General features: G+C 40.8%; 25 protein-coding genes. 24 read left to right on the top strand and 1 reads right to left on the bottom strand.

Annotated elements, in window-relative coordinates; all coding sequences use genetic code 11:
- Nucleotides 1-23 precede the first annotated feature (23 nt).
- The 6 genes from glgB to HMPREF1115_RS04985 all read left to right on the top strand — a co-directional run bounded on the left by glgB (nucleotide 24) and on the right by HMPREF1115_RS04985 (nucleotide 7,607).
- On the top strand, nucleotides 24-1,919 hold the full coding sequence (gene glgB / locus HMPREF1115_RS05010; protein WP_001064529.1) for a 1,4-alpha-glucan branching protein GlgB: 1,896 nt from the start codon (nucleotides 24-26) through the stop codon (nucleotides 1,917-1,919).
- A gap of 158 nt (nucleotides 1,920-2,077) precedes the next feature.
- Nucleotides 2,078-3,220, top strand: a complete 1,143-nt coding sequence (locus HMPREF1115_RS05005) for a glucose-1-phosphate adenylyltransferase (protein WP_000787250.1) — start codon at nucleotides 2,078-2,080, stop codon at nucleotides 3,218-3,220.
- Entirely contained in the window at nucleotides 3,210-4,349 is a 1,140-nt protein-coding gene (glgD, locus tag HMPREF1115_RS05000; protein ID WP_000687052.1) for a glucose-1-phosphate adenylyltransferase subunit GlgD, read from the top strand. The genes HMPREF1115_RS05005 and glgD overlap by 11 nt, the downstream gene beginning before the upstream one ends.
- Nucleotides 4,346-5,779: a glycogen synthase GlgA gene (glgA, locus tag HMPREF1115_RS04995; protein ID WP_000697275.1), complete on the top strand. Its 1,434-nt coding sequence runs from the start codon at nucleotides 4,346-4,348 to the stop codon at nucleotides 5,777-5,779. Before glgD ends, glgA begins: the two co-directional genes overlap by 4 nt.
- A 58-nt stretch (nucleotides 5,780-5,837) precedes the next feature.
- The gene (gene serB, locus HMPREF1115_RS04990; RefSeq protein ID WP_000091995.1) at nucleotides 5,838-6,482 is read left to right on the top strand and encodes a phosphoserine phosphatase SerB; all 645 of its coding nucleotides are present in this window, start codon (nucleotides 5,838-5,840) and stop codon (nucleotides 6,480-6,482) included.
- Between the two features lie 9 nt (nucleotides 6,483-6,491).
- Entirely contained in the window at nucleotides 6,492-7,607 is a 1,116-nt protein-coding gene (locus HMPREF1115_RS04985) for a glycerate kinase (protein ID WP_000706407.1), read from the top strand.
- On the opposite strand, the gene HMPREF1115_RS04980 is transcribed toward HMPREF1115_RS04985, so the two are convergent.
- The gene (locus HMPREF1115_RS04980; RefSeq protein WP_000131101.1) at nucleotides 7,604-8,050 is read right to left on the bottom strand and encodes a DUF1694 domain-containing protein; all 447 of its coding nucleotides are present in this window, start codon (nucleotides 8,048-8,050) and stop codon (nucleotides 7,604-7,606) included. The genes HMPREF1115_RS04985 and HMPREF1115_RS04980 overlap by 4 nt on opposite strands.
- Nucleotides 8,051-8,212: 162 nt before the next feature.
- Between HMPREF1115_RS04980 and eno the strand changes: the two genes are divergently transcribed.
- From eno to HMPREF1115_RS04895, 18 genes are all read left to right on the top strand, one after another.
- Complete coding sequence (eno, locus tag HMPREF1115_RS04975; RefSeq protein WP_000022821.1) at nucleotides 8,213-9,517, top strand: surface-displayed alpha-enolase; 1,305 nt, start codon at nucleotides 8,213-8,215, stop codon at nucleotides 9,515-9,517.
- 128 nt (nucleotides 9,518-9,645) lie between these two features.
- Complete coding sequence (locus HMPREF1115_RS04970) at nucleotides 9,646-10,140, top strand: YkgJ family cysteine cluster protein (RefSeq protein ID WP_000031476.1); 495 nt, start codon at nucleotides 9,646-9,648, stop codon at nucleotides 10,138-10,140.
- A 197-nt stretch (nucleotides 10,141-10,337) separates the two neighbouring features.
- Nucleotides 10,338-11,174: an AraC family transcriptional regulator gene (locus tag HMPREF1115_RS04965; protein WP_000972221.1), complete on the top strand. Its 837-nt coding sequence runs from the start codon at nucleotides 10,338-10,340 to the stop codon at nucleotides 11,172-11,174.
- A 191-nt stretch (nucleotides 11,175-11,365) separates the two neighbouring features.
- Complete coding sequence (locus HMPREF1115_RS04960) at nucleotides 11,366-12,409, top strand: bifunctional glycosyltransferase family 2/GtrA family protein (protein ID WP_001108588.1); 1,044 nt, start codon at nucleotides 11,366-11,368, stop codon at nucleotides 12,407-12,409.
- A complete protein-coding gene (locus HMPREF1115_RS04955; RefSeq protein WP_000866186.1) occupies nucleotides 12,406-13,317 on the top strand; it encodes a phosphodiester glycosidase family protein in 912 nt (303 codons plus the stop codon). The genes HMPREF1115_RS04960 and HMPREF1115_RS04955 overlap by 4 nt, the downstream gene beginning before the upstream one ends.
- Entirely contained in the window at nucleotides 13,292-13,702 is a 411-nt protein-coding gene (locus tag HMPREF1115_RS0102060; protein WP_029746074.1) for a hypothetical protein, read from the top strand. Before HMPREF1115_RS04955 ends, HMPREF1115_RS0102060 begins: the two co-directional genes overlap by 26 nt.
- Nucleotides 13,703-13,857: 155 nt before the next feature.
- The gene (locus tag HMPREF1115_RS04950; protein ID WP_001178525.1) at nucleotides 13,858-14,772 is read left to right on the top strand and encodes a hypothetical protein; all 915 of its coding nucleotides are present in this window, start codon (nucleotides 13,858-13,860) and stop codon (nucleotides 14,770-14,772) included.
- Nucleotides 14,773-14,897: 125 nt separating this feature from the next.
- Nucleotides 14,898-15,440 carry a ClbS/DfsB family four-helix bundle protein gene (locus HMPREF1115_RS04945; RefSeq protein WP_001137900.1) on the top strand — a complete coding sequence of 181 codons (543 nt, stop codon included), beginning with the start codon at nucleotides 14,898-14,900 and terminating at the stop codon, nucleotides 15,438-15,440.
- A 284-nt stretch (nucleotides 15,441-15,724) separates the two neighbouring features.
- Nucleotides 15,725-16,228, top strand: a complete 504-nt coding sequence (locus HMPREF1115_RS04940) for a hypothetical protein (RefSeq protein ID WP_002882139.1) — start codon at nucleotides 15,725-15,727, stop codon at nucleotides 16,226-16,228.
- An 85-nt stretch (nucleotides 16,229-16,313) separates the two neighbouring features.
- Nucleotides 16,314-16,730 carry an Imm70 family immunity protein gene (locus HMPREF1115_RS04935; protein ID WP_000110628.1) on the top strand — a complete coding sequence of 139 codons (417 nt, stop codon included), beginning with the start codon at nucleotides 16,314-16,316 and terminating at the stop codon, nucleotides 16,728-16,730.
- A 66-nt stretch (nucleotides 16,731-16,796) separates the two neighbouring features.
- A complete protein-coding gene (pynA, locus tag HMPREF1115_RS04930; RefSeq protein WP_001146411.1) occupies nucleotides 16,797-17,489 on the top strand; it encodes a pyrimidine 5'-nucleotidase PynA in 693 nt (230 codons plus the stop codon).
- 23 nt (nucleotides 17,490-17,512) lie between these two features.
- Nucleotides 17,513-17,806, top strand: coding sequence for a hypothetical protein (locus tag HMPREF1115_RS04925; RefSeq protein ID WP_000448762.1), 294 nt, complete (start codon nucleotides 17,513-17,515; stop codon nucleotides 17,804-17,806).
- A gap of 119 nt (nucleotides 17,807-17,925) precedes the next feature.
- Complete coding sequence (locus HMPREF1115_RS04920) at nucleotides 17,926-18,579, top strand: uracil-DNA glycosylase (RefSeq protein WP_001164851.1); 654 nt, start codon at nucleotides 17,926-17,928, stop codon at nucleotides 18,577-18,579.
- A 9-nt stretch (nucleotides 18,580-18,588) separates the two neighbouring features.
- On the top strand, nucleotides 18,589-19,053 hold the full coding sequence (locus HMPREF1115_RS04915) for an NUDIX hydrolase (protein WP_001135787.1): 465 nt from the start codon (nucleotides 18,589-18,591) through the stop codon (nucleotides 19,051-19,053).
- A 12-nt stretch (nucleotides 19,054-19,065) separates the two neighbouring features.
- Nucleotides 19,066-20,334, top strand: a complete 1,269-nt coding sequence (locus HMPREF1115_RS04910; protein ID WP_000924516.1) for a dihydroorotase — start codon at nucleotides 19,066-19,068, stop codon at nucleotides 20,332-20,334.
- A gap of 41 nt (nucleotides 20,335-20,375) precedes the next feature.
- Nucleotides 20,376-21,716, top strand: a complete 1,341-nt coding sequence (locus tag HMPREF1115_RS04905) for an MATE family efflux transporter (protein WP_000283618.1) — start codon at nucleotides 20,376-20,378, stop codon at nucleotides 21,714-21,716.
- Between the two features lie 178 nt (nucleotides 21,717-21,894).
- Complete coding sequence (locus HMPREF1115_RS04900) at nucleotides 21,895-22,863, top strand: thiamine pyrophosphate-dependent dehydrogenase E1 component subunit alpha (RefSeq protein WP_000105357.1); 969 nt, start codon at nucleotides 21,895-21,897, stop codon at nucleotides 22,861-22,863.
- 16 nt (nucleotides 22,864-22,879) lie between these two features.
- On the top strand, nucleotides 22,880-23,872 hold the full coding sequence (locus HMPREF1115_RS04895) for an alpha-ketoacid dehydrogenase subunit beta (protein ID WP_000448714.1): 993 nt from the start codon (nucleotides 22,880-22,882) through the stop codon (nucleotides 23,870-23,872).
- The last annotated feature ends 133 nt before the right edge of the window (nucleotides 23,873-24,005 follow it).

Here is a 24,005-nt window from a genome sequence, read left to right as displayed (position 1 = left end):
GCTTACAAAAGAAAGGGGATTGAATGAATAATCAAGAAGCATTAAGAACCTTTACTACAGGTGAGAACTTTCACCTCCAGCATTATTTAGGAGCGCATAGAGAGGAGAAAAACGGAGAAATAGGCTATACCTTTAGGGTTTGGGCCCCAAATGCACAAGCAGTTCATCTAGTTGGTGATTTTACCGATTGGGTTGAGAATCAGATTCCCATGGTTCGTAATGAAGCAGGTGTTTGGGAAGTCTTTACGAGTCAAGCTCAGGAAGGTCAGATTTATAAATATCATATCACGCGTGCAAATGGTCACCAGATTATGAAGATTGATCCTTTGGCAGTTTATTTTGAAGCTAGACCGGGTACAGGAGCTGTTTTGACCAATATCCGTGAAAAGAAATGGAAAGATGGACTTTGGCTAGCACGTCGCAAACGTCTGGGATTTTTCGAGAGACCAGTTAATATATATGAAGCCCATGCAGGATCTTGGAAGAGGAATCCAGATGGTAGCCCCTATACGTTTTCACAACTAAAAGACGAGTTGATTCCATACTTGGTTGAGATGAACTATACACATATTGAGTTCATGCCTTTAATGGCTCACCCACTTGGATTGAGCTGGGGCTATCAGCTTATGGGTTACTTTGCTTTTGAACATTCCTATGGTACACCTGAGGAATTCCAAGATTTCGTTGAAGAGTGTCATATAAATAATATCGGTGTTATCGTCGACTGGGTTCCAGGTCATTTCACTATTAATGATGATGCATTGGCATATTATGACGGTACACCAACTTTTGAATACCAAGATCACAACAAGGCTCATAACTACGGTTGGGGTGCACTGAATTTTGACCTCGGGAAAAATGAGGTCCAGTCTTTCCTGATTTCAAGTATTAAATTCTGGATTGATTTTTACCACTTAGATGGTATTCGGGTCGATGCAGTGAGCAATATGCTGTATCTAGATTATGATAATGCTCCTTGGACTCCAAACAAAGATGGTGGAAACCTTAACTACGAGGGTTATTATTTCCTTCAACGGTTAAACACAGTGATTAAGTTAGCTCATCCAGACATCATGATGATTGCAGAAGAAAGTTCATCAGCGACAAAGATTACTGGTATGAAAGAAATGGGTGGCCTTGGCTTTGACTATAAATGGAATATGGGCTGGATGAACGACATTCTCCGTTTCTACGAGGAAGATCCGATTTATCGCAAGTATGACTTTAATCTGGTGACTTTCAGCTTTATGTATGTTTTCAATGAAAACTATCTCTTACCTTTCTCACATGATGAGGTAGTTCATGGTAAGAAGAGTATGATGCATAAGATGTGGGGAGATCGCTACAATCAGTTTGCGGGTCTGCGCAACCTCTACACCTATCAAATTTGTCATCCAGGTAAGAAACTCTTGTTCATGGGTAGTGAGTACGGGCAATTCCTAGAGTGGAAGTCTGAGGAGCAGTTGGAGTGGTCTAATCTAGAAGATCCGATGAATGCCAAGATGAAGCATTTCACTTCACAACTCAATCAATTCTATAAAGACCATCGCTGTCTTTGGGAAATTGATACCAGTTATGATGGTATCGAGATTATCGATGCTGATAATAGAGATCAGAGTGTCCTTTCCTTTATTCGTAAGGGCAAGAAGGACGAAATGTTAGTCTGTGTCTTTAACATGGCACCAGTTGAACGTAAGGACTTTACGATTGGTTTACCTGTTGCAGGTATTTACGAAGAAGTTTGGAATACAGAATTAGAAGAATGGGGAGGTGTGTGGAAAGAGCACAATCAAACAGTTCAGACTCAAGAAGGCTTATGGAAAGATTATGAGCAGACTTTGACCTTTACCTTGCCTGCCATGGGAGCAAGTATCTGGAAGATCAAGCGTCGTTTGAAACCAGCTAAGAAAAAAGAATAATGAGCTGTTGATTTTAATTTTTTAGATTTTAAAAACGGATGTACTTGTATTGGACTTGAAACACAAGAGAAATGGATTTCCTATTATTTTTATAAAAAGTTTGACTTCCGACCTTCTTTCGATTTTAACGTTCATATGACTTTATAAAGGAGTAGAAAATGAAGAATGAAATGCTAGCTTTGATCCTTGCGGGTGGGCAAGGAACACGTCTCGGAAAACTCACTCAAAGCATTGCCAAACCGGCAGTGCAATTCGGTGGGCGCTACCGTATCATTGACTTTGCTCTTTCCAACTGTGCAAACTCTGGAATCCATAATGTTGGTGTGATTACGCAGTACCAACCTCTTGCTTTGAACAACCATATTGGAAATGGTTCTAGCTGGGGATTGGATGGTATCAATTCAGGTGTCTCTATTTTACAACCTTATTCAGCCAGCGAAGGAAACCGTTGGTTTGAAGGGACTAGTCACGCTATCTACCAAAACATTGACTACATCGACAGTGTTAATCCTGAGTATGTTTTGATTCTTTCTGGTGACCACATCTACAAGATGGACTATGATGATATGCTTCAGTCCCATAAGGATAACAATGCCAGTTTGACAGTAGCTGTCCTAGACGTACCTCTCAAAGAAGCTAGCCGTTTCGGTATCATGAATACAGATGCCAATAACCGTATCGTTGAATTCGAAGAAAAACCTGCGCAACCTAAGTCTACAAAGGCTTCTATGGGAATCTATATTTTCGACTGGAAACGACTTCGCAATATGCTTGTTGCTGCTGAAAAGAGCAATGTGGATATGTCAGACTTTGGTAAGAACGTTATCCCTAACTATCTCGAGTCTGGTGAAAGTGTCTATGCTTATGAATTTAATGGCTACTGGAAAGACGTTGGTACGATTGAGTCGCTTTGGGAAGCCAATATGGAGTACATTTCGCCAGAAAATGCCTTGGATAGCCGCAATCGTCAATGGAAAATTTACTCTAGAAACTTGATTTCACCACCAAACTACTTTGGTGCGCATGCTCACGTTGAAGATTCATTGGTCGTGGATGGCTGTTTTGTAGATGGAACTGTTAAACGTTCGATTCTTTCAACAGAAGCACAAGTACGTGAAGGTGCTGAGGTCGTTGATTCTGTCATCATGAGCGGAGCTATTATTGGCCATGGCGCAAAGATTACTCGTGCTATCATTGGTGAGGGTGCCATTATTGCTGACGGCGTAGAAATTGACGGAACTGACGAAGTACAAGTAGTAGGATACAATGAAGTAGTGGGGGTAGCAACAGATGAAGATTGATAAATATTCAGCCATTTTAGGAAACACAGTTGGTTTTCATGATATGTCAACATTAACAGAACACCGTCCGGTAGCTAGCTTGCCTTTCGGTGGGAAATACCGTTTGATTGACTTCCCCCTTTCCAGCCTTGCAAATGCAGGTGTTCGCAGTATCTTTGGTATCTTCCAACAAGATAATATCAGCTCAGTTTTCGACCATATCCGTTCAGGTCGTGAATGGGGCTTGTCAACACTTCTAAGTCACTACTATTTAGGAATTTACAATACTCGTGTTGAAAGCAGTACAGTTGGAAAAGAATATTACCAACAGCTTCTTACCTACTTGAGACGTTCAGGTTCAAACCAAACCGTTTCGATTAACTGCGATGTGTTAGTGAATATTGACTTGAATCAAGTCTTCCACCTACACAATACAACAAAAGGTCCGATTACAGTTGTATATAAGAAACTTCCAAAGAAAGACATTTCAGATGTGAATGCTATCTTGGAAATTGATGAAACAGACCATGTTCGTTCGCATAAACTCTTTGATAACAAATCTACAGATGAACTCTTCAACATGTCTACAGATATCTTTGTTGTGGACACTCCTTGGTTGATTGAACGACTTGAAGAAGAGGCTCAGAAAGAATATCCTGAAAAGTTGCGCTATGTTCTCCGCGATTTAGCTGTAAAAGAAGGAGCTTTTGCTTACGAATACACAGGCTACTTAGCAAACATTCATTCTGTACAGTCCTATTATCAAGCAAATATTGATATGCTTGAATCTAAAAAGTTCTACTCACTCTTCTCACCAAATCAAAAGATTTATACAAAAGTTAAGAATGAAGAACCAACCTACTATGCGAATACTTCAAAAGTAAGTACTTCTCAGTTTGCTTCTGGTAGTATCATTGAGGGTGAGGTAGTTCAGTCGGTCCTATCTCGTAATATTTATGTTCACAAAGATAGTGTGGTGAAGGACAGCATTTTATTCCCTCGTGTTGTGATTGGGCAAGGTGCCCAGGTTGAATATGCAATTCTAGACAAAGGAGTTGAGGTTGCGGACGGTGTTGTCATTCGAGGCACAGCAGAACATCCAGTTGTAGTGAAGAAGGGTGAAACAGTAACAGAGGACATTTATTCATGAAAATTTTATTTGTAGCAGCAGAAGGAGCACCCTTTTCAAAAACAGGTGGTTTGGGCGATGTCATTGGCGCACTTCCCAAATCACTTGTAAAAGCGGGGCACGAAGTTGCAGTTTTCTTGCCTTATTATGATATGGTAGAAGCCAAGTTCGGTGACCAGATAGAAGATGTTCTTCACTTTGAAGTGAGTGTGGGATGGCGTAGACAGTATTGTGGTATTAAGAAAACGGTCTTGAATGGAGTTACCTTTTACTTCATTGACAATCAGTATTATTTCTTCCGTGGTCATGTATACGGAGATTTTGATGATGGCGAACGCTTTGCCTTTTTCCAACTGGCTGCTCTTGAAGCTATGGAACGCATTGGCTTTATCCCTGACCTTCTCCATGTTCATGATTACCACACAGCCATGATTCCCTTCTTGTTAAAAGAAAAGTATCATTGGATTCAGGCATATCAAGGAATCAGAACAGTTTTAACCATTCATAATTTGGAATTTCAAGGTCAATTTTCTGAAGGGATGTTATGGGATTTGTTCGGTGTTGGCTTTGAACGCTATGCTGATGGCACCCTTCGCTGGAATGATTGCCTTAACTGGATGAAAGCAGGTATTCTCTACGCGGATCGTGTCTCAACCGTTTCCCCTAGCTATGCGCATGAGATTATGACCAGTCAGTTTGGTTGCGGTTTGGACCAGATTCTTCGGATGGAGTCAGGTAAGGTTTCAGGTATAGTTAATGGTATTGACGCAGATCTCTATAATCCAGAGACAGATGCTCTTTTAGACTATCATTTTGATAAAGAAGATTTGTCTGGAAAAGCACAAAATAAAGCAAAATTGCAAGAGAGAGTTGGTCTACCTGTGCGAGCAGATGTTCCTCTAGTTGGGATTGTCTCTCGTTTGACACGCCAAAAAGGTTTTGATGTCGTTGTAGAAAGCTTGCATCGTTTCTTACAAGAGGACGTTCAAATCGTTCTTTTAGGAACAGGTGACCCGGCTTTTGAACATTCCTTCTCTTGGTTTGCACAAGTCTATCCAGACAAGCTATCAGCAAATATCACTTTTGACGTCAGACTTGCTCAAGAAATCTACGCAGCTTGTGATCTCTTCCTCATGCCAAGTCGTTTTGAACCATGTGGCTTGTCTCAAATGATGGCGATGCGTTATGGAACACTACCATTGGTTCATGAGGTTGGTGGATTGCGTGATACGGTTCAATCCTTCAATCCAATCGAAGGAACTGGTACTGGATTTAGCTTTGACAATTTAACACCTTACTGGCTTAACTGGGGTTTCCAAACAGCCTTGGATGTTTATAAGTACCAGCCGGATGTTTGGAGAAATCTACAAAAACAAGCTATGGAATGCGATTTCTCATGGGATACAGCCTGCAAATCTTACCTGGACTTGTACCATAGTTTAGTCAACTAATAGATAAAATCGTATGATTCTTTCATACGATTTTTGGGCTGTTTAGAAAGGAAAGTTTATGTCTCGAGTAAAAGGCTTGTGTGTCATGGACGTTGACGGCACCCTGATAGCAGAAGAAGTGATTGATCTTTTAGGAAAAGAAGCAGGTTGCGAAGAAGAAATATCGCTGATTACAAGCCAGGCAATGCGAGGTGAACTGGACTTTGAAACAAGCTTACGAGCGAGGGTAGCTTTGTTAAAAGGTATTCCGGTCTCGGTTTTTGATACTGTCTTCAAATCCATTCATCTGTCCAAGAATGCTCAGGAATTTATCTCCGTACTTCAAAAGAAGGGCATTCTAGTTGGTCTAGTGTCTGGTGGCTTTACTCCAATAGTTGAGATATTAGCAGAATCCCTTGGTATCTCCTATTTCTCTGCCAACCAGTTGGAAGTCAAAGACGACTTTTTAACAGGTAAATTAGTTGGTGAAATTGTGACAGGTCAAGTAAAACAAGATACTCTTGAGAAATGGAAAAAAGAACTGAAACTTCCCAAAGAAAGAACGATTGCCATCGGTGATGGTGCCAATGACCTCTTGATGTTAAAGTCAGCAGGACGTGGTATTGCATTTTGTGCCAAAGAGGTCGTAAAAACAGAGATAGCTTGTCATGTAGATACGAGGGATTTTTTGGAAGTTCTACCTTTGATTGATTTCTTAGAATGAGAGGGAACTATGAAAATTGTAATCGCACCCGATTCTTTTAAAGAAAGTTTGACGGCAGAAGAGGTCGCTCAAGCTATGAAAAGAGGATTCCAAAAATCGATAGCAAATGTAGAATGTCTGCTTTGCCCTGTAGGTGATGGCGGGGAAGGAACTGTAGACGCTATCCGACATTCTCTTGAACTAGAAGAAAAATGGTTCCAAGTGACAGGACCTTTTGGCCTAAAAGAAGCCATGCGCTACTTTCAAAAAGCCCAAATAGCGCTCTTTGAAGTTGCTGACTTGGTTGGTTTAGGAAAGATTCCGCAGGAGAAACGAAACCCTCTCCACATCCAAACCAGAGGTATCGGAGAGTTGATTCGCCATCTCGTTGATCAAGGGATGAAAGAAATCTATATCGGAGTTGGTGGTACGGCTAGTAATGACGGTGGTATAGGCATTGCTGCTGGTTTAGGTTATTGTTTTTATGATAAGAATGGAAAAGAATTGCCAGCTTGCGGTCAGACTTTGCTTGAGTTTGAATCAGTTTCCAATAGCAAGTTGTATAGGATTCCTAAAGATGTGAAAATCCGAATTTTAGCAGATGTCGTGAGCCCTCTATGTGGTCTTCAAGGAGCGACCTATACATTTGGAAAACAAAAGGGCTTGGATCCTGCTTTGTTTGAGACAGTAGATTTGGCTATACAGCGGTTCTATGAAAAATTTTCACCATCAACCCTCTCTCTTAAAGGAGCAGGAGCCGGCGGTGGGATTGCGGCTGGGCTCTGTGCCTTTGCTGAGGCCACTATCGTATCTGGGATTGACACTTGCTTAGATTTGATTGACTTTGACAAGAAGGTTGCAGGGGCCGACTTGGTTATCGTTGGAGAAGGTAGACTGGACAGTCAAAGCTTTGTTGGAAAAGCTCCTATCGGTGTAGCAAAAAGAACTCCTGAAGGAGTTCTAGTTATCGCTATTTGTGGTAGTCTTTCTGAGGATTTACCTTTCCTACCATTCGAAAATATACAAGCAGCCTTTTCCATTTTAGAGAAAAGTGAATCTTTGGAAGACAGTTTGAAAAATGCAAGTCTCTATTTGGAGCACACAGCTACTAATATTGGTCGTTTATTAAATATGAGAAATCATTAACCAAACCATTTCTTCCAAATAGATTTTTTAGGTGGCTCTGCCTTTTTGTCCTCCCAAAGACTTGAAAATGCAAGTCTGAGGTCCTTTTCTTCTACTTGAACAGGTTCATTTGTATGAATGACAAGACCAAAAGGAGAGGTGATAAGATCGTCTGAAACAATAGTCGCCTGACAGTTACTTTCTTTTGCTTGTTTTAAGTAAAAGACCTGTTTGTCAAACTCGATACTTGGTGAGATTTTCACAAAAAGTATCTCTACCTTTTCTTGAAAACTTTCTAAAATAGAGAAAAATCCATGTTCTAATTCAGAACTATTGGCAGTACTGATATCCGCGTAGCCAAGAACTCTTTCCTCGAAAGTGCCGAGATAGCGGCGTTGTTCGTCTGGGTTTAATTTCGGCCCACCATGAGCTTTTTCTAATAGTTGTTTTGATAAATCTGTCATAAAAACAGTATATCACAAAAATCGCAAGAAAACAGACAAAAGAAAGCGATTACTTTATAAAGTTAAGGAAAATTTGCACAAAGATAACGTTTTTTCTTGAAAAACGCTTATTTTTAAGGTATCATAGAGGTGTAAAAAATTTAACTCAAAGGAGAGTAAAAAATGTCAATTATTACTGATGTTTACGCTCGCGAAGTCCTAGACTCACGCGGTAACCCAACACTTGAAGTAGAAGTTTATACTGAATCAGGTGCTTTCGGACGTGGTATGGTTCCATCAGGAGCTTCTACTGGTGAACACGAAGCAGTTGAACTTCGCGATGGTGACAAATCTCGTTACGGTGGTCTTGGTACACAAAAAGCTGTTGACAACGTAAACAACATCATTGCTGAAGCAATCATCGGCTACGATGTACGTGACCAACAAGCTATCGACCGTGCTATGATCGCACTTGACGGTACTCCTAACAAAGGTAAATTGGGTGCAAACGCAATTCTTGGTGTGTCTATCGCTGTAGCTCGTGCTGCTGCTGACTACCTTGAAATCCCACTTTACAGCTACCTTGGTGGATTCAACACTAAAGTTCTTCCAACTCCAATGATGAACATCATCAACGGTGGTTCTCACTCTGACGCTCCAATCGCTTTCCAAGAATTCATGATCGTACCTGCTGGTGCACCATCATTCAAAGAAGCTCTTCGTTGGGGTGCTGAAATCTTCCACGCTCTTAAGAAAATCCTTAAATCACGTGGTTTGGAAACTGCCGTAGGTGACGAAGGTGGATTCGCTCCTCGTTTCGAAGGAACTGAAGACGGAGTTGAAACTATCCTTGCTGCTATCGAAGCTGCTGGATATGTTCCTGGTAAAGACGTATTTATCGGATTTGACTGTGCTTCATCAGAATTCTACGATAAAGAACGTAAAGTTTACGACTACACTAAATTTGAAGGTGAAGGAGCTGCTGTACGTACTGCTGCAGAACAAATCGACTACCTTGAAGAATTGGTAAACAAATACCCAATCATCACTATCGAAGACGGTATGGACGAAAACGACTGGGACGGTTGGAAAGCTCTTACTGAACGTCTTGGCGGCAAAGTTCAATTGGTTGGTGACGACTTCTTCGTAACAAACACTTCTTACCTTGAAAAAGGTATTGCAGAAGGCGCTGCTAACTCAATCCTTATCAAAGTTAACCAAATCGGTACTCTTACTGAAACATTCGACGCTATCGAAATGGCGAAAGAAGCTGGTTACACTGCAGTTGTATCACACCGTTCAGGTGAAACTGAAGATTCAACAATCGCTGACATCGCAGTTGCAACAAACGCAGGACAAATCAAGACTGGTTCACTTTCACGTACAGACCGTATCGCTAAATACAACCAATTGCTTCGTATCGAAGACCAACTTGGTGAAGTAGCTGAATACCGTGGATTGAAATCATTCTACAACCTTAAAAAATAATCTAGTTCAGTGAACAAGGTTTGAAGCCCCTCGGATTTTTTCCGAAGGGCTTTTTTCTGTTCAAGGGGATAAAAAAGGGGCAGAGTTTATGGTATAATAGACAAAAACACTTGTATTAGGAAGAAATTATGTCTAAAGAGATTGATATTGAGTATTACCACCAACTAGCACTGCAAAAGCAGAAGGAGCACCGCAAAGTGTTAGCTAATCTAAAGAAAAAGCCACCAAAGAATCTAGATAAGATTGCACAGCAGATTCACCAAGAAGTTTTTGCTGAGATAGATTGTACTGCCTGTGCTAACTGTTGCAAGACTTTGGGGCCCGACTTTAAAGAAGCAGATATCACCCGTATTGCTAAGTACTTTAAGATGAAATTACCAGCCTTTGAAGCAGAGTTTTTACAGGTAGATGAAGACGGGGATAAGGTTTTCAAATCCATGCCTTGCCCCTTTCTAGGAGGAGATAATCTCTGCTCAATCTACGACGTTCGTCCCAAGGCCTGTCGTGAATTCCCCCATACAGATCGTAAAAAAATCCATCAAATTAATCATTTGACAATTAAGAATACCTTGACCTGTCCCGCAGCCTATCTCTTTGTTGAGAAATTAAAAGATAAGTTATAGAATTTACCCCTTTAAATCTTTTACAAAGATTCTAGGGTGGAAGTATCTTGTATTTGTTAGAATATAGATAGAATTGAACACGGCCTAAAGCTGTGTGAAAAGATGAAATTTTCTCGGAGCAGGAGCCCCTCCGTCAATTTTCCAATTTTCACTTTGTTTTTAACGGCCTTAGTATCTTTTATGAGGTGAAAAAGAATATGATGCATCAATTCAATCAAACTATGGATTATTTGGAGCAGCAACTGACTGGAGAAGTGGATATGAAAAGATTTCAGCAGTTATCGAGCTATTCTTACCCTCTCTTTAGCAGGCTATTTTCTATCCTGGCAGATATGACATTAGCAGAATACTTGCGCAATCGCAGGTTGTCAGAAGCTGTGATAGACTTGAGGGAAAGTTCTGAGAAAGTCATTGACATAGCAATGAAATATGGCTATGAGTCTGCGGATGCTTTTAGTGCGGCCTTTAAGAAATTCCATGGGGCAACTCCCTCAGAAGTTCGAAATGGAAAACCTTATCGGATCTTTCCTAGACTTCAATTATCCTTAAAGATTACAGGAGGAAAGAACATGGATATCAAGATTCAAAAGAAACCTGCATTTACCGTGGCAGGCGTCCTATTGGAAGCTATTGACAATAGCCAGTGCCCGTCTGCTTGGGAGGATCTCTATAACAATCACAGCTTGGAAAGCCTAGAGAACCTAGGCAGTGGCCAATCCTTCGGCATCTGTTCGGATGTCAAAGAAGGTGAAATCATCAACTATATGGCTGCTTATGATGTGACGGATAAAGCGAAAGCAGAAGAACTAGGCCTGTCCATCAAAGATGTCCCAGCCGCTGAATATGCTATCGTACCAGTCAAAGGTCCTATACCAGCTAGCATTCACAATGCTTGGAAATATGTCTTGGAGGTCTTTTTCTCTGAAACAGGCTATCGCCACTCAGGAGCGCCAGACTTTGAAGTCTATACTGAAGGAGACATGTCGTCACCAGACTATCAAATGGAATTATGGATACCAGTGATTAAGTACTAGATCATTTTCTGACATTTTATAAAGATGCAAATCGAACTCTGTAGAAGATAGCTTTTACAGAGTTTTTCTTTCTTTGATTGAACGAATTTATGAGAAAAACAATAAATCTGATTTTACTTTAATTTAAGTATAAGGAATTTTTAAGCATTTACTTGTATACTTTTCCAATCATCAAAGAAAGAGGTGTAAATATGAACTATCTAGTTATTCCAGCTTACGAACCTGACTACAATCTCATCAAATTGATTGAAAAGATTCACAATAAGAGCGATTTTTACATCATTGTCATTGATGATGGAAGTTCGGCAGAATGCCAAGACATTTTTGCTCGAGCGAAGGATTTTGCGACGGTGCTTCACCACCAGGTCAATCAAGGAAAAGGTCAAGCTCTGAAAACAGCTTTTGAGCACATTCAGTCTCTCAATAAGCCAGGGACTGTGGTTACAGCAGACGCAGATGGACAGCACAGGATCTGGGACATATTTCGCAGCTTGACCAAATCAAATGAAAATCCTAATACACTTGTCCTTGGTGTCCGTGCCTTTACTGGCAAGGTTCCCTTGCGTAGTCGCTTTGGAAATAGCTTGACTCGTATCTTGTTTAAACTGCAAACGGGTGTCGCTGTATCCGACACACAGACAGGATTACGTGCCTTTTCAACGGATATGATCCCTTTTATGCTCAAGGTAGAAGGACAACGGTATGAATACGAGATGAACATGCTCCTCGAAGCAAGTCAAGCCTACCCACTCTTAGAAGTTCCGATTGAAACAGTCTATATCAACGACAATGAGGCTTCTCACTTCCGACCTATTCGAGATGGCTTGATGATTTATAAAAATATTTTAAAGTTTGCTCTCTCGTCTTTTAGTAGTTTTATCGTAGATTATGTGGTCTACGCTCTCTCTATTCTATGCTTGAGCTTTATTCCGACAGGTCTTCATGTTCTCCTCTCAAATGGTTTGGCACGTGTGACTAGCTCCATCTTTAACTTTTCTACCAACAAAAAATTGGTCTTTAAGAACAAGGCGAGCAGTTTTAAAACAGGAACAGGTTATTTTGGATTAGCAGTTGGTCTCTTTATCTTAGACACCATCCTGATTCGTCTCTTTAATTCAGGTCTTGGAGTCAATTTGCTGATTGCGAAGATTCTTGTCGGAATCATGCTCTTTATTCTCTCTTGGACAGTTCAAACTCGCTTTATTTTCAAAGAAAGGACCTGTAGCCCATTATGAAAGTTTTAAAGAAACCCTATCTATACGCTTCGGTCTTGGGCTTGCTCCTGACAAGCTCCTTTACCTATTCAATGTTGAAGACCTTTGTACTCGCTGAAACGATTTCCACTGTATCTAATACCGGCTCAGCCTCTAACACCGCAGCAGCAAGTCAGGCAGCAAAAAATGCCCAAGTGACAGATACCAGCTATTCAGATGGAAATATCAGTGTCACCCTAACTGAAAAGACTGTGGAAGAAACGCAGGTCTATGTGGCAGATATAACCCTCAATTCATCGGATTATCTCAAAACAGCTCTAGCTCAAAACTCCTATGGCACCAATGTCACAGCGAAAACCTCTGTGACAGCTGCTGAAAACAATGCTATTTTAGCAGTCAACGGAGACTACTATGGAGCCAATAGCTCTGGTTATGTTATCCGTAATGGGGTTGTCTATCGGGACAGTGTCCGTGAAGACGCTAGTAATGGCGACCTTGCCATTTACAAGGACGGCTCCTTTAAAATCATCTACGAGAACCAAGTTTCAGCCGATCAGTTGGTTCAGGACGGTGTCGTTAATCTACTGGCATTTGGTCCATCTCTAGTTGAGAATGGAGAAATATCTGTTGATACCAATACAGAAGTCGGTCAGGCCATGTCATCAAATCCTCGTACAGCTATCGGGATTATAGATGAAAATCACTACATTATCATCGTTTCGGATGGTCGTACCTCTGAAAGCAAAGGCTTATCACTTTACCAGATGGCAGAAGTGATGAAATCTTACGGAGTGAAGACAGCCTATAACCTTGATGGTGGTGGATCCTCAACTCTCTACTTTAACGGTCAGGTGATCAATAAACCGACTACAGGTGGAAGCAAGATATCAGAAAGGGCGGTGAGTGATATTGTCTACATCGGTTACTAAAATCAAAAACAAACGCCTCAAAAAAACACTCGTTGGCTATAGCCTTCTCACTATTTTCTTTTTTGCATTTAGCCGTATCTACGAGTCCTTTAGTTTTGGGGAGACCTCGCTTCATATGCACTATCTCTTTGCAGTTCCTCTAGTAGGGGGCATCGTTCTAGCATTATTGTTGAAAATCATGCCAAACCTAGGACGACTCAGCTTAAACTTGTGGAATTCGGCAGTTGCAGTCCTAACAGCTGGAATGCTCTTTCGAGGAATTGTCAATCTATCAGGTCGTTCAACGACCTTAGATCAACCCTACTGGTATGTCGGCCTAGCCTTTGGTATTTTGGCTATCGCCTCACTTTTCTTTCATAAGGAAAACAGTCAAAAATTAGCTTAAAAATTGAAAACTGGTTGTTGAGAGAAACAGCCAGTTTTCTTGTTGAAGTTCATGACTATAAATCACAAATACCCATATTTTTTGTTTGGATTTTATGGGGCATGCGAATAGTTTTCTCGGTATAATAGTCCCATAGAAGATAAGGAGGCATGGATATGCAGATGTATTTTGGAGATGTGTCACTTTGCTATAGCTATTCATTGGCAATGGCACTGGATAGCTATGGTTATGACTTTAAAGCAGACTTTTTAGAGGCAATCATGGTGATGGGAAATGGCGCTAGTATCGTAAAGAAAGATGACCAGCACCCTCTAGTATTTTTTGATAATGGAATGCCAGATCTTTCTATCTCTCATTCCTTAAAAATACTAGGGTTTGACTATGAAGACTTCTATCTAAAAGATGGAGTGAAAGTAGATTTAGAAGAGATTAAAAGAAAGTTGGAAACGTTTCTGTCCAATGGACCTGTCGTACTGGGACCTCTTGATATGGGCCATCTGACTTACAATCCTAATCACACAATCCTTTATGGTGTGGATCACTTCGTAATCGTGTATGGCATTGATCATCAGCACCTCTATTTGCATGATCCAGCTGGTTTTGCCTGTATGAAGGTTGCTTTTAATGACATACTAGAAGCCTGGAAGGCAGGGGCTATTGACTATAAGCGGGGCGCTTATTCCATGTGGGGAAATTTTAAGAAGGTCAAGAGTCCTAGTCAGACTGAAATCTATCAGGAAACAGCAAGGATTATGAAGAACCGATATCTGAATGGTCAAAGCGGTGTTTTGGAATGCTATGCAAAAGCAGTTGCTGAAAACGGCTTAAATACCGAGCAAAAACAATTGCATCAGTATTTCAGCTTTAAACTTGCAGCTGTTCGAAATCTCTATCTCAGTAAGTTCTTAAAAGTTCATGATCCAGAAGGGGCAAGATTAAAAGAGGAGTTGGCTACTCTATTTAGCCAAGCCCACCTTTCATGTTTAAAAGAAGATTACCAAGAACTGTCCCACTTGCTCTATCAGATAGCTGAAGTGGACGGTCTCTTTAAAGATTTATATGTAAAGTAGTGACTATAAGCATAAAAAATAGTTAGTAAAAGCAGCTTTTCGTAAAATGAAGAACTGCTTTTTGATTATGGTATAATGAAGTAAGAAAATAGCTTAACCTACTAGAAAACGAAGGGAGAACTCCTATGCCTAGACCAAAAACAAAAGAGGAGCTAGTGCTAGCCTCTAAGGAAAATTATGAGAAGCTCAATCTCCTCATTTCTCAGTTGAGTGAAGAGGAGCTACAGACTCCTTTTGATTTTTCAAAAGACCAAAAGAAAAAAGAAGCTCACTGGAATAGAGATAAAAATCTACGGGATGTTCTGATCCATCTCTATGAATGGCATCAGTTACTTTTGACCTGGGTAGATTCTAATCAAAAGGGGCAAGAGAGACCTTTTCTCCCCGAACCTTATAATTGGAAAACTTATGGGGAAATGAATGTCGCTTTTTGGAAGAAGCACCAGAGAACTTCCTTAGAAGAAGCCACCAAACTCCTCGATCAATCGCATAGAGAGGTTTTAGAGTTGATGGAAGGCTTCAGCAATGACCAACTCTTTACCAAAGGTATCTATAAGTGGACAGGAGGGACAAGTCTAGGTTCCTACTTTGTGAGTGCCACTTCCAGTCACTATGATTGGGCTCTGAAAAAACTCAAAGCTCATCAGAAAAATTGTAAGTGTCGCTAGTTAAAGTGGGTATGAGGTTTAGAAAAGGTTCTTCTAAGCTTCGAATAGCTTCATTCTCGTGATTTTTTAACTATTCTAGCTTTAGAATCCTTCAAAAATTAAAATTTAGGGTTGTCATAAACCTAGAATAGCACCAAAACATTTATATCAATGCAATTCTAAGTTTAGAATTACATTGATATTTATGAAGTCGAGCTGTTCGACGCTTAGATTGCCTTGATTCTGAGAAATGTTGACTAGAAAATGGAACAAATGACTTTTTTCTGATATAGGATGATAGATAGATGGGGGAGATGATGAGCATACAAAAAGAGAAAGTTAGAAAAGAGTTGGTGTCCCTCTGCTTGGGAGAGCTTGCAGCCGTTCTATCCTTTTGGTTGTGTTTTTTCCTTTTGAAAAATAGGCTTGGTGATTGGAGGAGTCTAGTCTCTATTCTCTATCCGTTGTCTCTGCTGACATTTATTTTGCTTCAAGGTTCAATCTATTGGGCAATTTTGATTAGAAGACTGTCAAATCCTCAGTTCGGAAGTGGAAATGTCCCTAGAATATATGGTGGGCTCAGAATACTAGATCTTATTTTACTTATTTCAGGCTTTCCTTTTATTGTCTGGAATACACAGAATGTCCAAGTTGCTATCTTAGCCACACTGATACAGCTTTTTGCCCTTATTGAATGGGTTAATTATTTCCTCGTACGCCTATCTTATAGCTTGAACCCACTTGTTTTATGGAAACGAATTACCAAGGGGAAACTTGAAAAGAGCAGAATAGCCAAGGAGTTGGGGTAGGGGTAATGAATGTATGTTTGAGATACTATCAATATAAAACTTTAGTTGACGTTAAATAATATTAAAAATGAATAGGAGAATATCTATGTCTGTAGGGTTAATGGTTGGTTATAATTGGTGGACTATAGGAGAAGGGAGTCTTTTTAATTCATTCTTTTCGACTATTTATGTTCGCTTAGAGAATAATGAGTGGGGAAGTAGATACCCAGTAATAATGAGTAAGCTTTACTGGGGAGATGTTCCTTTTGAATCTGTTGAAAGAGGAATAGCTGAGTTGGTATCTATCCAAGAGGAGTTGAAAAAGTTTCTACCTCAGGATGCTATATGGGATTTTGAAGACTTGTCACTCACTCCTCCTTGGGGAAATAATATTGCAGAGCACATAACAAATTTATCGCATTATTTCATAACGAGTTCCGGAAAAGATTTATTCGAAGTTTTGCTGACTAGTTTTAGATTTGCACTTGAGCACGGTCAAAATGTGAGTGTAAAAAGTATTTGAAACTCAATAAATCAAAGATTCATTTATGCTATAATATTCTTAATGAATTTTCAGAAAGGAAACTCAATGCCCTACAAATTTCTACTCTTCGACCTCGACCACACCTTACTTGATTTTGATGTTGCTGAGGATGTGGCTTTGACGCAACTTCTAAAGGAAGAAGGAGTTTCGGCTATTCAAGCCTATAAAGACTATTATGTTCCTATGAACAAGACTCTCTGGAAGAACTTGGAGCAAAAGAAAATCAGTAAACAAGAACTGGTTAACACGCGCTTTTCTCGTCTATTTGCGCATTTTGGACAGGAAAAAGATGGTAGGTTACTTGCCAAGCGTTACCAATTTTACTTAGCCCAACAGGGACAAACTCTTTCGGGTGCTCATGAACTCTTGGACAGCCTCATCGAACGTGATTATGACTTGTATGCTGCGACAAATGGCATTACTGCCATTCAGACGGGACGTTTGGCTCAATCTGGTCTGGCTCCCTATTTCAACCAAGTCTTTATCTCTGAACAGTTGCAAATGCAAAAACCTGATGCACTATTCTATGAAAAAATCGGTCAGCAGATTGCAGGATTTGATAAAGAAAAGACGCTGATGATTGGAGATTCCTTAACTGCCGACATTCAAGGTGGCAATAATGCTGGCATAGATACTATCTGGTACAACCCTCATCACCTCGAAAATCACACACAAGCCCAGCCAACTTACGAAGTCCATTCTTACCAAGACTTACTAGATTGTTTGGATGCTATGTAGTGCTTTTCCTAAGAGGGGATGATATGGAAACTAAAGTCATTGAAGAGATTGACAATTTACTAAACCTCATCGAGCAGTATCAGTTAAAAGGTGTGGTTGCTCAAGTAAATTCGTTAAAAGAGTTAAAGTATATCATAAGCAATCGTATAGAGTTAAGTACTCGAGAGAAGATGAATATCCACTATTCACTCTTTCTCCCTAGGGGTGGTTTATCTGAACTCTACTATATGGACGCTAATTTTGAACGGATGATGTCTGTAAATAATCAACTTTCCTATGCTATTGAAACAATCGAAAAGTTTTTAATGGCTGATTGATACTGTGAATACTAATGTCCAATACTAGGATGAATAACAGTATATATAAGAACTGTAAAAAGTGGTTTAGATAGCCACTTTTTGCTATAATAGAGGCAGTAAAAACGAAGGAGTTGGCGATGCAACACTCATCATGGCATGCTTTGATTAAGGAGCAATTACCTGAAGGTTATTTCGGGAAAATCAATCAATTTATGGAACAGGTCTATGCTCAGGGAACTGTCTATCCACCTAAGGAAAAAGTTTTTCAAGCTCTCTTGACTACTCATCTGGAAGAGGTTAAGGTGGTGATTCTAGGGCAAGACCCCTATCACGGGCCAGGTCAAGCGCAGGGTTTGAGTTTTTCTGTACCCGATGCTATCCCAGCTCCGCCGTCCTTGCAAAATATCTTGAAAGAATTGTCGGATGACATCGGAGCTAAGAAATCCCATGATTTGACAGCTTGGGCTGAGCAAGGAGTCTTGCTTCTCAATGCTTGCTTGACGGTTCCTGCTGGGCAAGCCAATGGTCATTCTGGGCTAATATGGGAGCCCTTTACTGATGCTGTGATTCAGGTGGTCAATAATCTAGACAGACCTGTAGTCTTTGTGCTCTGGGGCGCTTATGCACGTAAGAAGAAGGTCTTGGTTACTAATCCTCACCACTTGATTATCGAATCAGCCCATCCTAGTCCGTTATCGGTTTATAGAGGATTTTGGGGTTCCAAGCCTTTTTCCAAGGCCAATGCATTCTTAAAAGAGACAGGACAAGAGCCAATCGATTGGCTTAGATAAGGAGAAAATATGCCTCAGTTAGCGACTATTTGCTACATTGATAACGGAAAAGAACTGCTCATGCTCCATCGTAATCAGAAACCCAATGATGTCCACGAAGGCAAATGGATTGGTGTGGGTGGTAAGCTAGAGCGAGGGGAGACACCTCAGGAGTGCGCAGCGCGTGAAATCCTCGAGGAAACAGGGCTCAAAGCCAAGCCGGTTCTAAAAGGTATTATCACTTTTCCAGAATTCACGCCAGATTTAGACTGGTACACCTATGTTTTTAAGGTGACAGAGTTCGAGGGTGACTTGATTGACTGCAATGAGGGAACCTTAGAATGGGTTCCCTATGATGAAGTCTTAAGCAAGCCGACTTGGGAAGGTGATCACACCTTTGTTGAGTGGCTTTTAGAGGACAAACCCTTCTTTTCAGCCAAGTTTGTTTATGATGGGGATAAATTGTTGGATACCCAAGTTGATTTCTATGAATAAAGGAGAAAGCAGATGCTACTAATCAAAAATGGTCGTGTAATGGATCCCAAGTCTGGTTTGGATCAAGTGTGTGATGTTTTGGTTCAAGATGGGAAAATTGTCAAAATTGCCCCTGAAATCAAGGAAGAAGGAGCAGAGCTAATTGATGCTACTGGTCTTGTAGTTGCGCCTGGACTAGTGGATATTCATGTTCATTTCCGTGAACCTGGTCAGACCCACAAGGAGGACATCCATACTGGGGCACTAGCGGCTGCTGCAGGTGGTTTTACAACGGTTGTCATGATGGCTAATACTAGTCCAACCATTTCGGACGTAGAAACTTTGCAAGAAGTTCTTCAGTCAGCTGCCAAGGAAAAAATCAATGTCAAGACAGTTGCGACTATTACCAAGAACTTTAATGGCCAAGACTTGACAGACTTTAAGGCGCTTTTAGAAGCAGGTGCGGTTGGTTTTTCTGATGATGGTATTCCGCTTGAGAGCAGTAAAGTGGTCAAGGAAGCCATGGAAGAAGCTAAAAAACTTAATACTTTTATTAGTCTTCATGAGGAAGATCCAGGTTTGAACGGGATTCTTGGATTTAACGAAAACATCGCTAAGGAACATTTCCATATCTGTGGAGCGACTGGGGTGGCTGAGTACGCTATGATTGCGCGTGATGTTATGATTGCCTATGCAACCAAGGCCCATGTTCACATTCAGCATTTGTCTAAGGAAGAAAGTGTTAAGGTGGTGGAGTTTGCTCAAGGACTAGGTGCGCAAGTCACAGCAGAAGTAGCGCCACAGCATTTCTCTAAGACAGAAGCTCTTCTTTTAACTCAAGGAAGCAATGCTAAAATGAATCCTCCTCTTCGTTTGGAGTCAGATCGTCGTGCCGTGATTGAAGGTCTTAAGTCAGGAATCATATCCGTAATCGCGACAGACCACGCGCCTCACCATGCAGACGAGAAGAATGTAGAAGATATCACCAAAGCGCCATCTGGTATGACAGGTTTGGAAACCTCTCTTTCTCTTGGTTTGACTTATTTGGTGGAAGCTGGTGAGTTGAGCTTGATGGAATTGCTTGAAAAAATGACTGTCAATCCAGCCAAGCTTTACAACTTTGAAGCTGGTTACTTGGCTGAGAATGGTCCAGCGGATATCACTATCTTTGATGCTAAGGCTGACCGCCTTGTGGATTCAAACTTTGCTTCAAAATCAGCTAATTCTCCATTTATTGGTGAAACTTTAAAAGGGCAGGTTAAATATACCATTTGTAAGGGACAAATCGTCTATCAAAACTAGATGGGATTCTGCTCTGAAAATGATAAGAATAGAGAGCGTATATGTATCCAACCCATCAATTTAAAGATAAGTTTGTCTTATTTCTTAAGATATTTTTTCCTATCCTGATTTATCAGTTTGCCAATTATTCTGCCTCATTTGTTGATACAACCATGACTGGGCAGTACAATACCATGGACTTGGCAGGAGTATCAACTGCAACGAGTCTATGGAATCCTTTCTTTACTTTTTTAACAGGGATTGTTTCGGCCATGGTTCCCATCATAGGCCATCATCTGGGACGGGGCAAAAAGGAAGAAGTGGCATCTGACTTTTATCAATTCATCTACTTAGCTTTCGGACTGTCTTTGGTCTTGCTTGGCATGGTAGTATTCTTAGCACCGCCTGTCTTAAATCATATCGGGCTAGAAGCTCAAGTAGCGGCAGTTGCAGTTTCTTATCTTTGGTACCTTTCTATCGGGATTATTCCCTTGTTGCTTTTTAGTGTCATTCGGTCTTTGTTAGATTCTCTTGGTTTGACCAAACTATCGATGTATCTGATGCTCCTATTACTTCCGCTAAATAGTGGTTTTAACTATCTCTTGATATATGGAGTATTCGGTTTTCCTGAGCTTGGTGGTTCAGGAGCAGGGCTAGGAACTTCGCTAGCCTATTGGGTTTTATTGGGCATTTCCCTGCTTGTTTTGTTCAAACAAGAAAAGTTAAAAGCGCTACATCTTGAAAAACGTATTCCACTCAATATAGATAAAATCAAGGAAGGTGTTCGATTAGGTCTACCAATCGGGGGAACCGTATTTGCTGAAGTAGCTATTTTCTCCGTGGTGGGACTAATCATGGCTAAGTTTTCATCGCTCATCATCGCTAGCCACCAGTCAGCTATGAACTTTTCGAGTCTTATGTACGCTTTTCCTATGAGTATTTCCTCTGCTATGGCGATTGTTGTGTCTTACGAGGTGGGGGCTAAACGTTTTGAGGATGCAAAAACCTATGCTCGTCTGGGGAGAGTAACCGCCCTTATTTTTGCAGGTCTTACCCTATCTTTTCTCTACATTTTTAGAGATCGTGTAGCAAGTCTATATGGGAATGACTCTCAGTTCATTGAAACAACTGCTGTATTTCTAACCTACAGTCTCTTTTTCCAGCTAGCTGATACCTTTGCGGCTCCGCTCCAAGGAATTTTAAGAGGGTATAAGGACACTATCGTTCCTTTCTATCTTGGCTTAATTGGATATTGGGGAGTAGCGATACCACTAGGATATCTACTAGATCAGGCAACTGACTTAGGGGCATTTGCCTACTGGATTGGGTTAATTGCCAGTTTGATTGTTTCTGGTTGTTTGTATCAATGGCGTCTGAAAACCGTAATGAAAAGATTGAGCTAATTTTTGGAAAATATCCTGAAAAACAACTTTGTGAAAAAATGCTCTAACTAGAGAGAATCCCTGTTTTAACAGGGGTTTATTTTTTTATATTGTGAATTTTTATTAGCCATATACTTTGACAGCGTATACTAAAAAAGGTAAAATAGTAAGGTAAGTACAAAGTTAGAAAGGCAAGATTATGTCAACTTTAGATAAAAATCTTTTGCTAGAGATGTTCCGTAAGATGGAAGAAATCCGTCGCATGGACTTAAAAATTGCTCAGTTAGTGAAAAAGGGGAAAGTTCCCGGTATGACTCACTTTTCTGTCGGAGAGGAAGCTGCTAACGTCGGAGCAATGCTGGCTCTTAATCCAGATGATCTGATTACCTCAAACCACCGTGGTCATGGTCAAGCTATTGCTAAGGGGATTGACCTTAACGGAATGATGGCTGAAATCCTTGGTAAGTACACCGGTACTTGTAAAGGAAAAGGCGGTTCCATGCATATCGCTGACCTGGATGCTGGGAACCTCGGTGCCAATGGTATCGTTGGTGGTGGTATGGGAATCGCTGTCGGTGCAGCCCTCAGTCAGCAAATGCAGAATACTGGGAAAATCGTTGTCTGCTTCTTTGGAGATGGCGCGACCAACGAAGGTGTTTTCCACGAAGCAGTGAACATGGCTTCTATTTGGAAACTTCCTGTTATTTTCTACTGCATTAACAACGGTTATGGGATATCTGCGGATATCAAGAAAATGACCAATGTGGAGCATATCCATCAACGTAGTGCGGCATATGGAATTCCTGGAATGTTTATCGAAGATGGAAACAATGTCATCGACGTTTATGATGGATTTAAGAAAGCTGTTGACCATGTTCGCGGTGGTAATGGCCCAGTCTTGATTGAAAGTGTAACCTATCGCTGGCTTGGTCACTCATCATCTGACCCTGGTAAATATCGTACTCGTGAAGAAGTGGAATTGTGGAAACAAAAAGACCCAATCGAAAACCTTCGCAAATACCTCATTGAAAACAATATTGCAAGTGCAGAAGAATTGGCAGAAATTCAAGCACAAGTCAAGGAAGCTGTAGAAGCCTCTGTTAAATTTGCAGAAGAAAGTCCATTCCCACCGGTTGAATCAGCATTTGAAGATATTTACGCAGACTAAGGAGAAAGAGATAAAAATGGAAACAAAAACAATGTCGTTCCGTGACACCATTATCCTTGCTATGTCTGAGGAAATGCGTCGCGATGAAAATGTATTCTTGATGGGAGAAGACGTCGGTGTCTTCGGAGGAGACTTCGGAACTTCTGTTGGAATGCTCGAAGAATTTGGTCCAGAACGTGTCCGTGACTGTCCGATTTCTGAAGCTGCCATCTCGGGAGCAGCAGCAGGAGCAGCCATGACAGGACTTCGTCCAATTGTCGATATGACCTTCATGGACTTCTCGGTTATTGCCATGGATAATATCGTCAACCAAGCTGCTAAAACACGTTATATGTTTGGTGGTAAAGGTCAGGTTCCAATGACTGTCCGTTGTGCAGCTGGTAACGGAGTTGGTTCTGCGGCCCAGCACTCGCAATCTCTAGAGTCTTGGTTTACACACATCCCTGGTCTCAAGGTTGTAGCTCCAGGTACGCCTGCGGACATGAAAGGACTGCTCAAGTCTTCTATCCGTGATAACAACCCAGTTATCATCCTTGAATACAAGTCAGAATTTAACCAAAAAGGGGAAGTGCCAGTTGATCCAGACTACACAATCCCACTTGGAGTTGGTGAAATCAAACGTGAAGGTACAGATGTAACAGTCGTTACTTATGGTAAAATGCTTCGCCGTGTGGTTCAAGCTGCTGAAGAATTAGCAGAAGAGGGAATTTCAGTTGAAATTGTGGACCCACGTACCCTTGTACCACTTGATAAGGATATTATCATTAACTCAGTGAAGAAGACTGGTAAGGTGGTGCTTGTCAACGATGCTCACAAAACAAGTGGCTATATCGGAGAGATTTCAGCTATTATTTCAGAATCAGAAGCATTTGATTATCTAGACGCACCAATCCGCCGTTGCGCCGGAGAAGATGTGCCAATGCCTTACGCACAAAACCTAGAAAATGCTATGATTCCAACCGTTGAAAGCATCAAAGATGCAATCCGTAAAACCTATAACAAAGAATAAAACTACATAAGATAAATTATGTAAACAATTGTTCTTTTTAACTTTATCAACTTGAGATACATTTCGTATCCAGCTTATTTGTAAAGTTGCGACATGAGTGAGTCGAATCAATTATATTCGACGAACGACTTAG

It is taken from the genome of Streptococcus oralis SK610, from assembly GCF_000257455.1.
In the GTDB taxonomy this organism is placed as follows: domain Bacteria; phylum Bacillota; class Bacilli; order Lactobacillales; family Streptococcaceae; genus Streptococcus; species Streptococcus oralis_CB.
The sequence above is the reverse complement of the archived record's forward strand: the minus strand, read 5'-3'. Positions and strand labels throughout refer to the sequence as shown.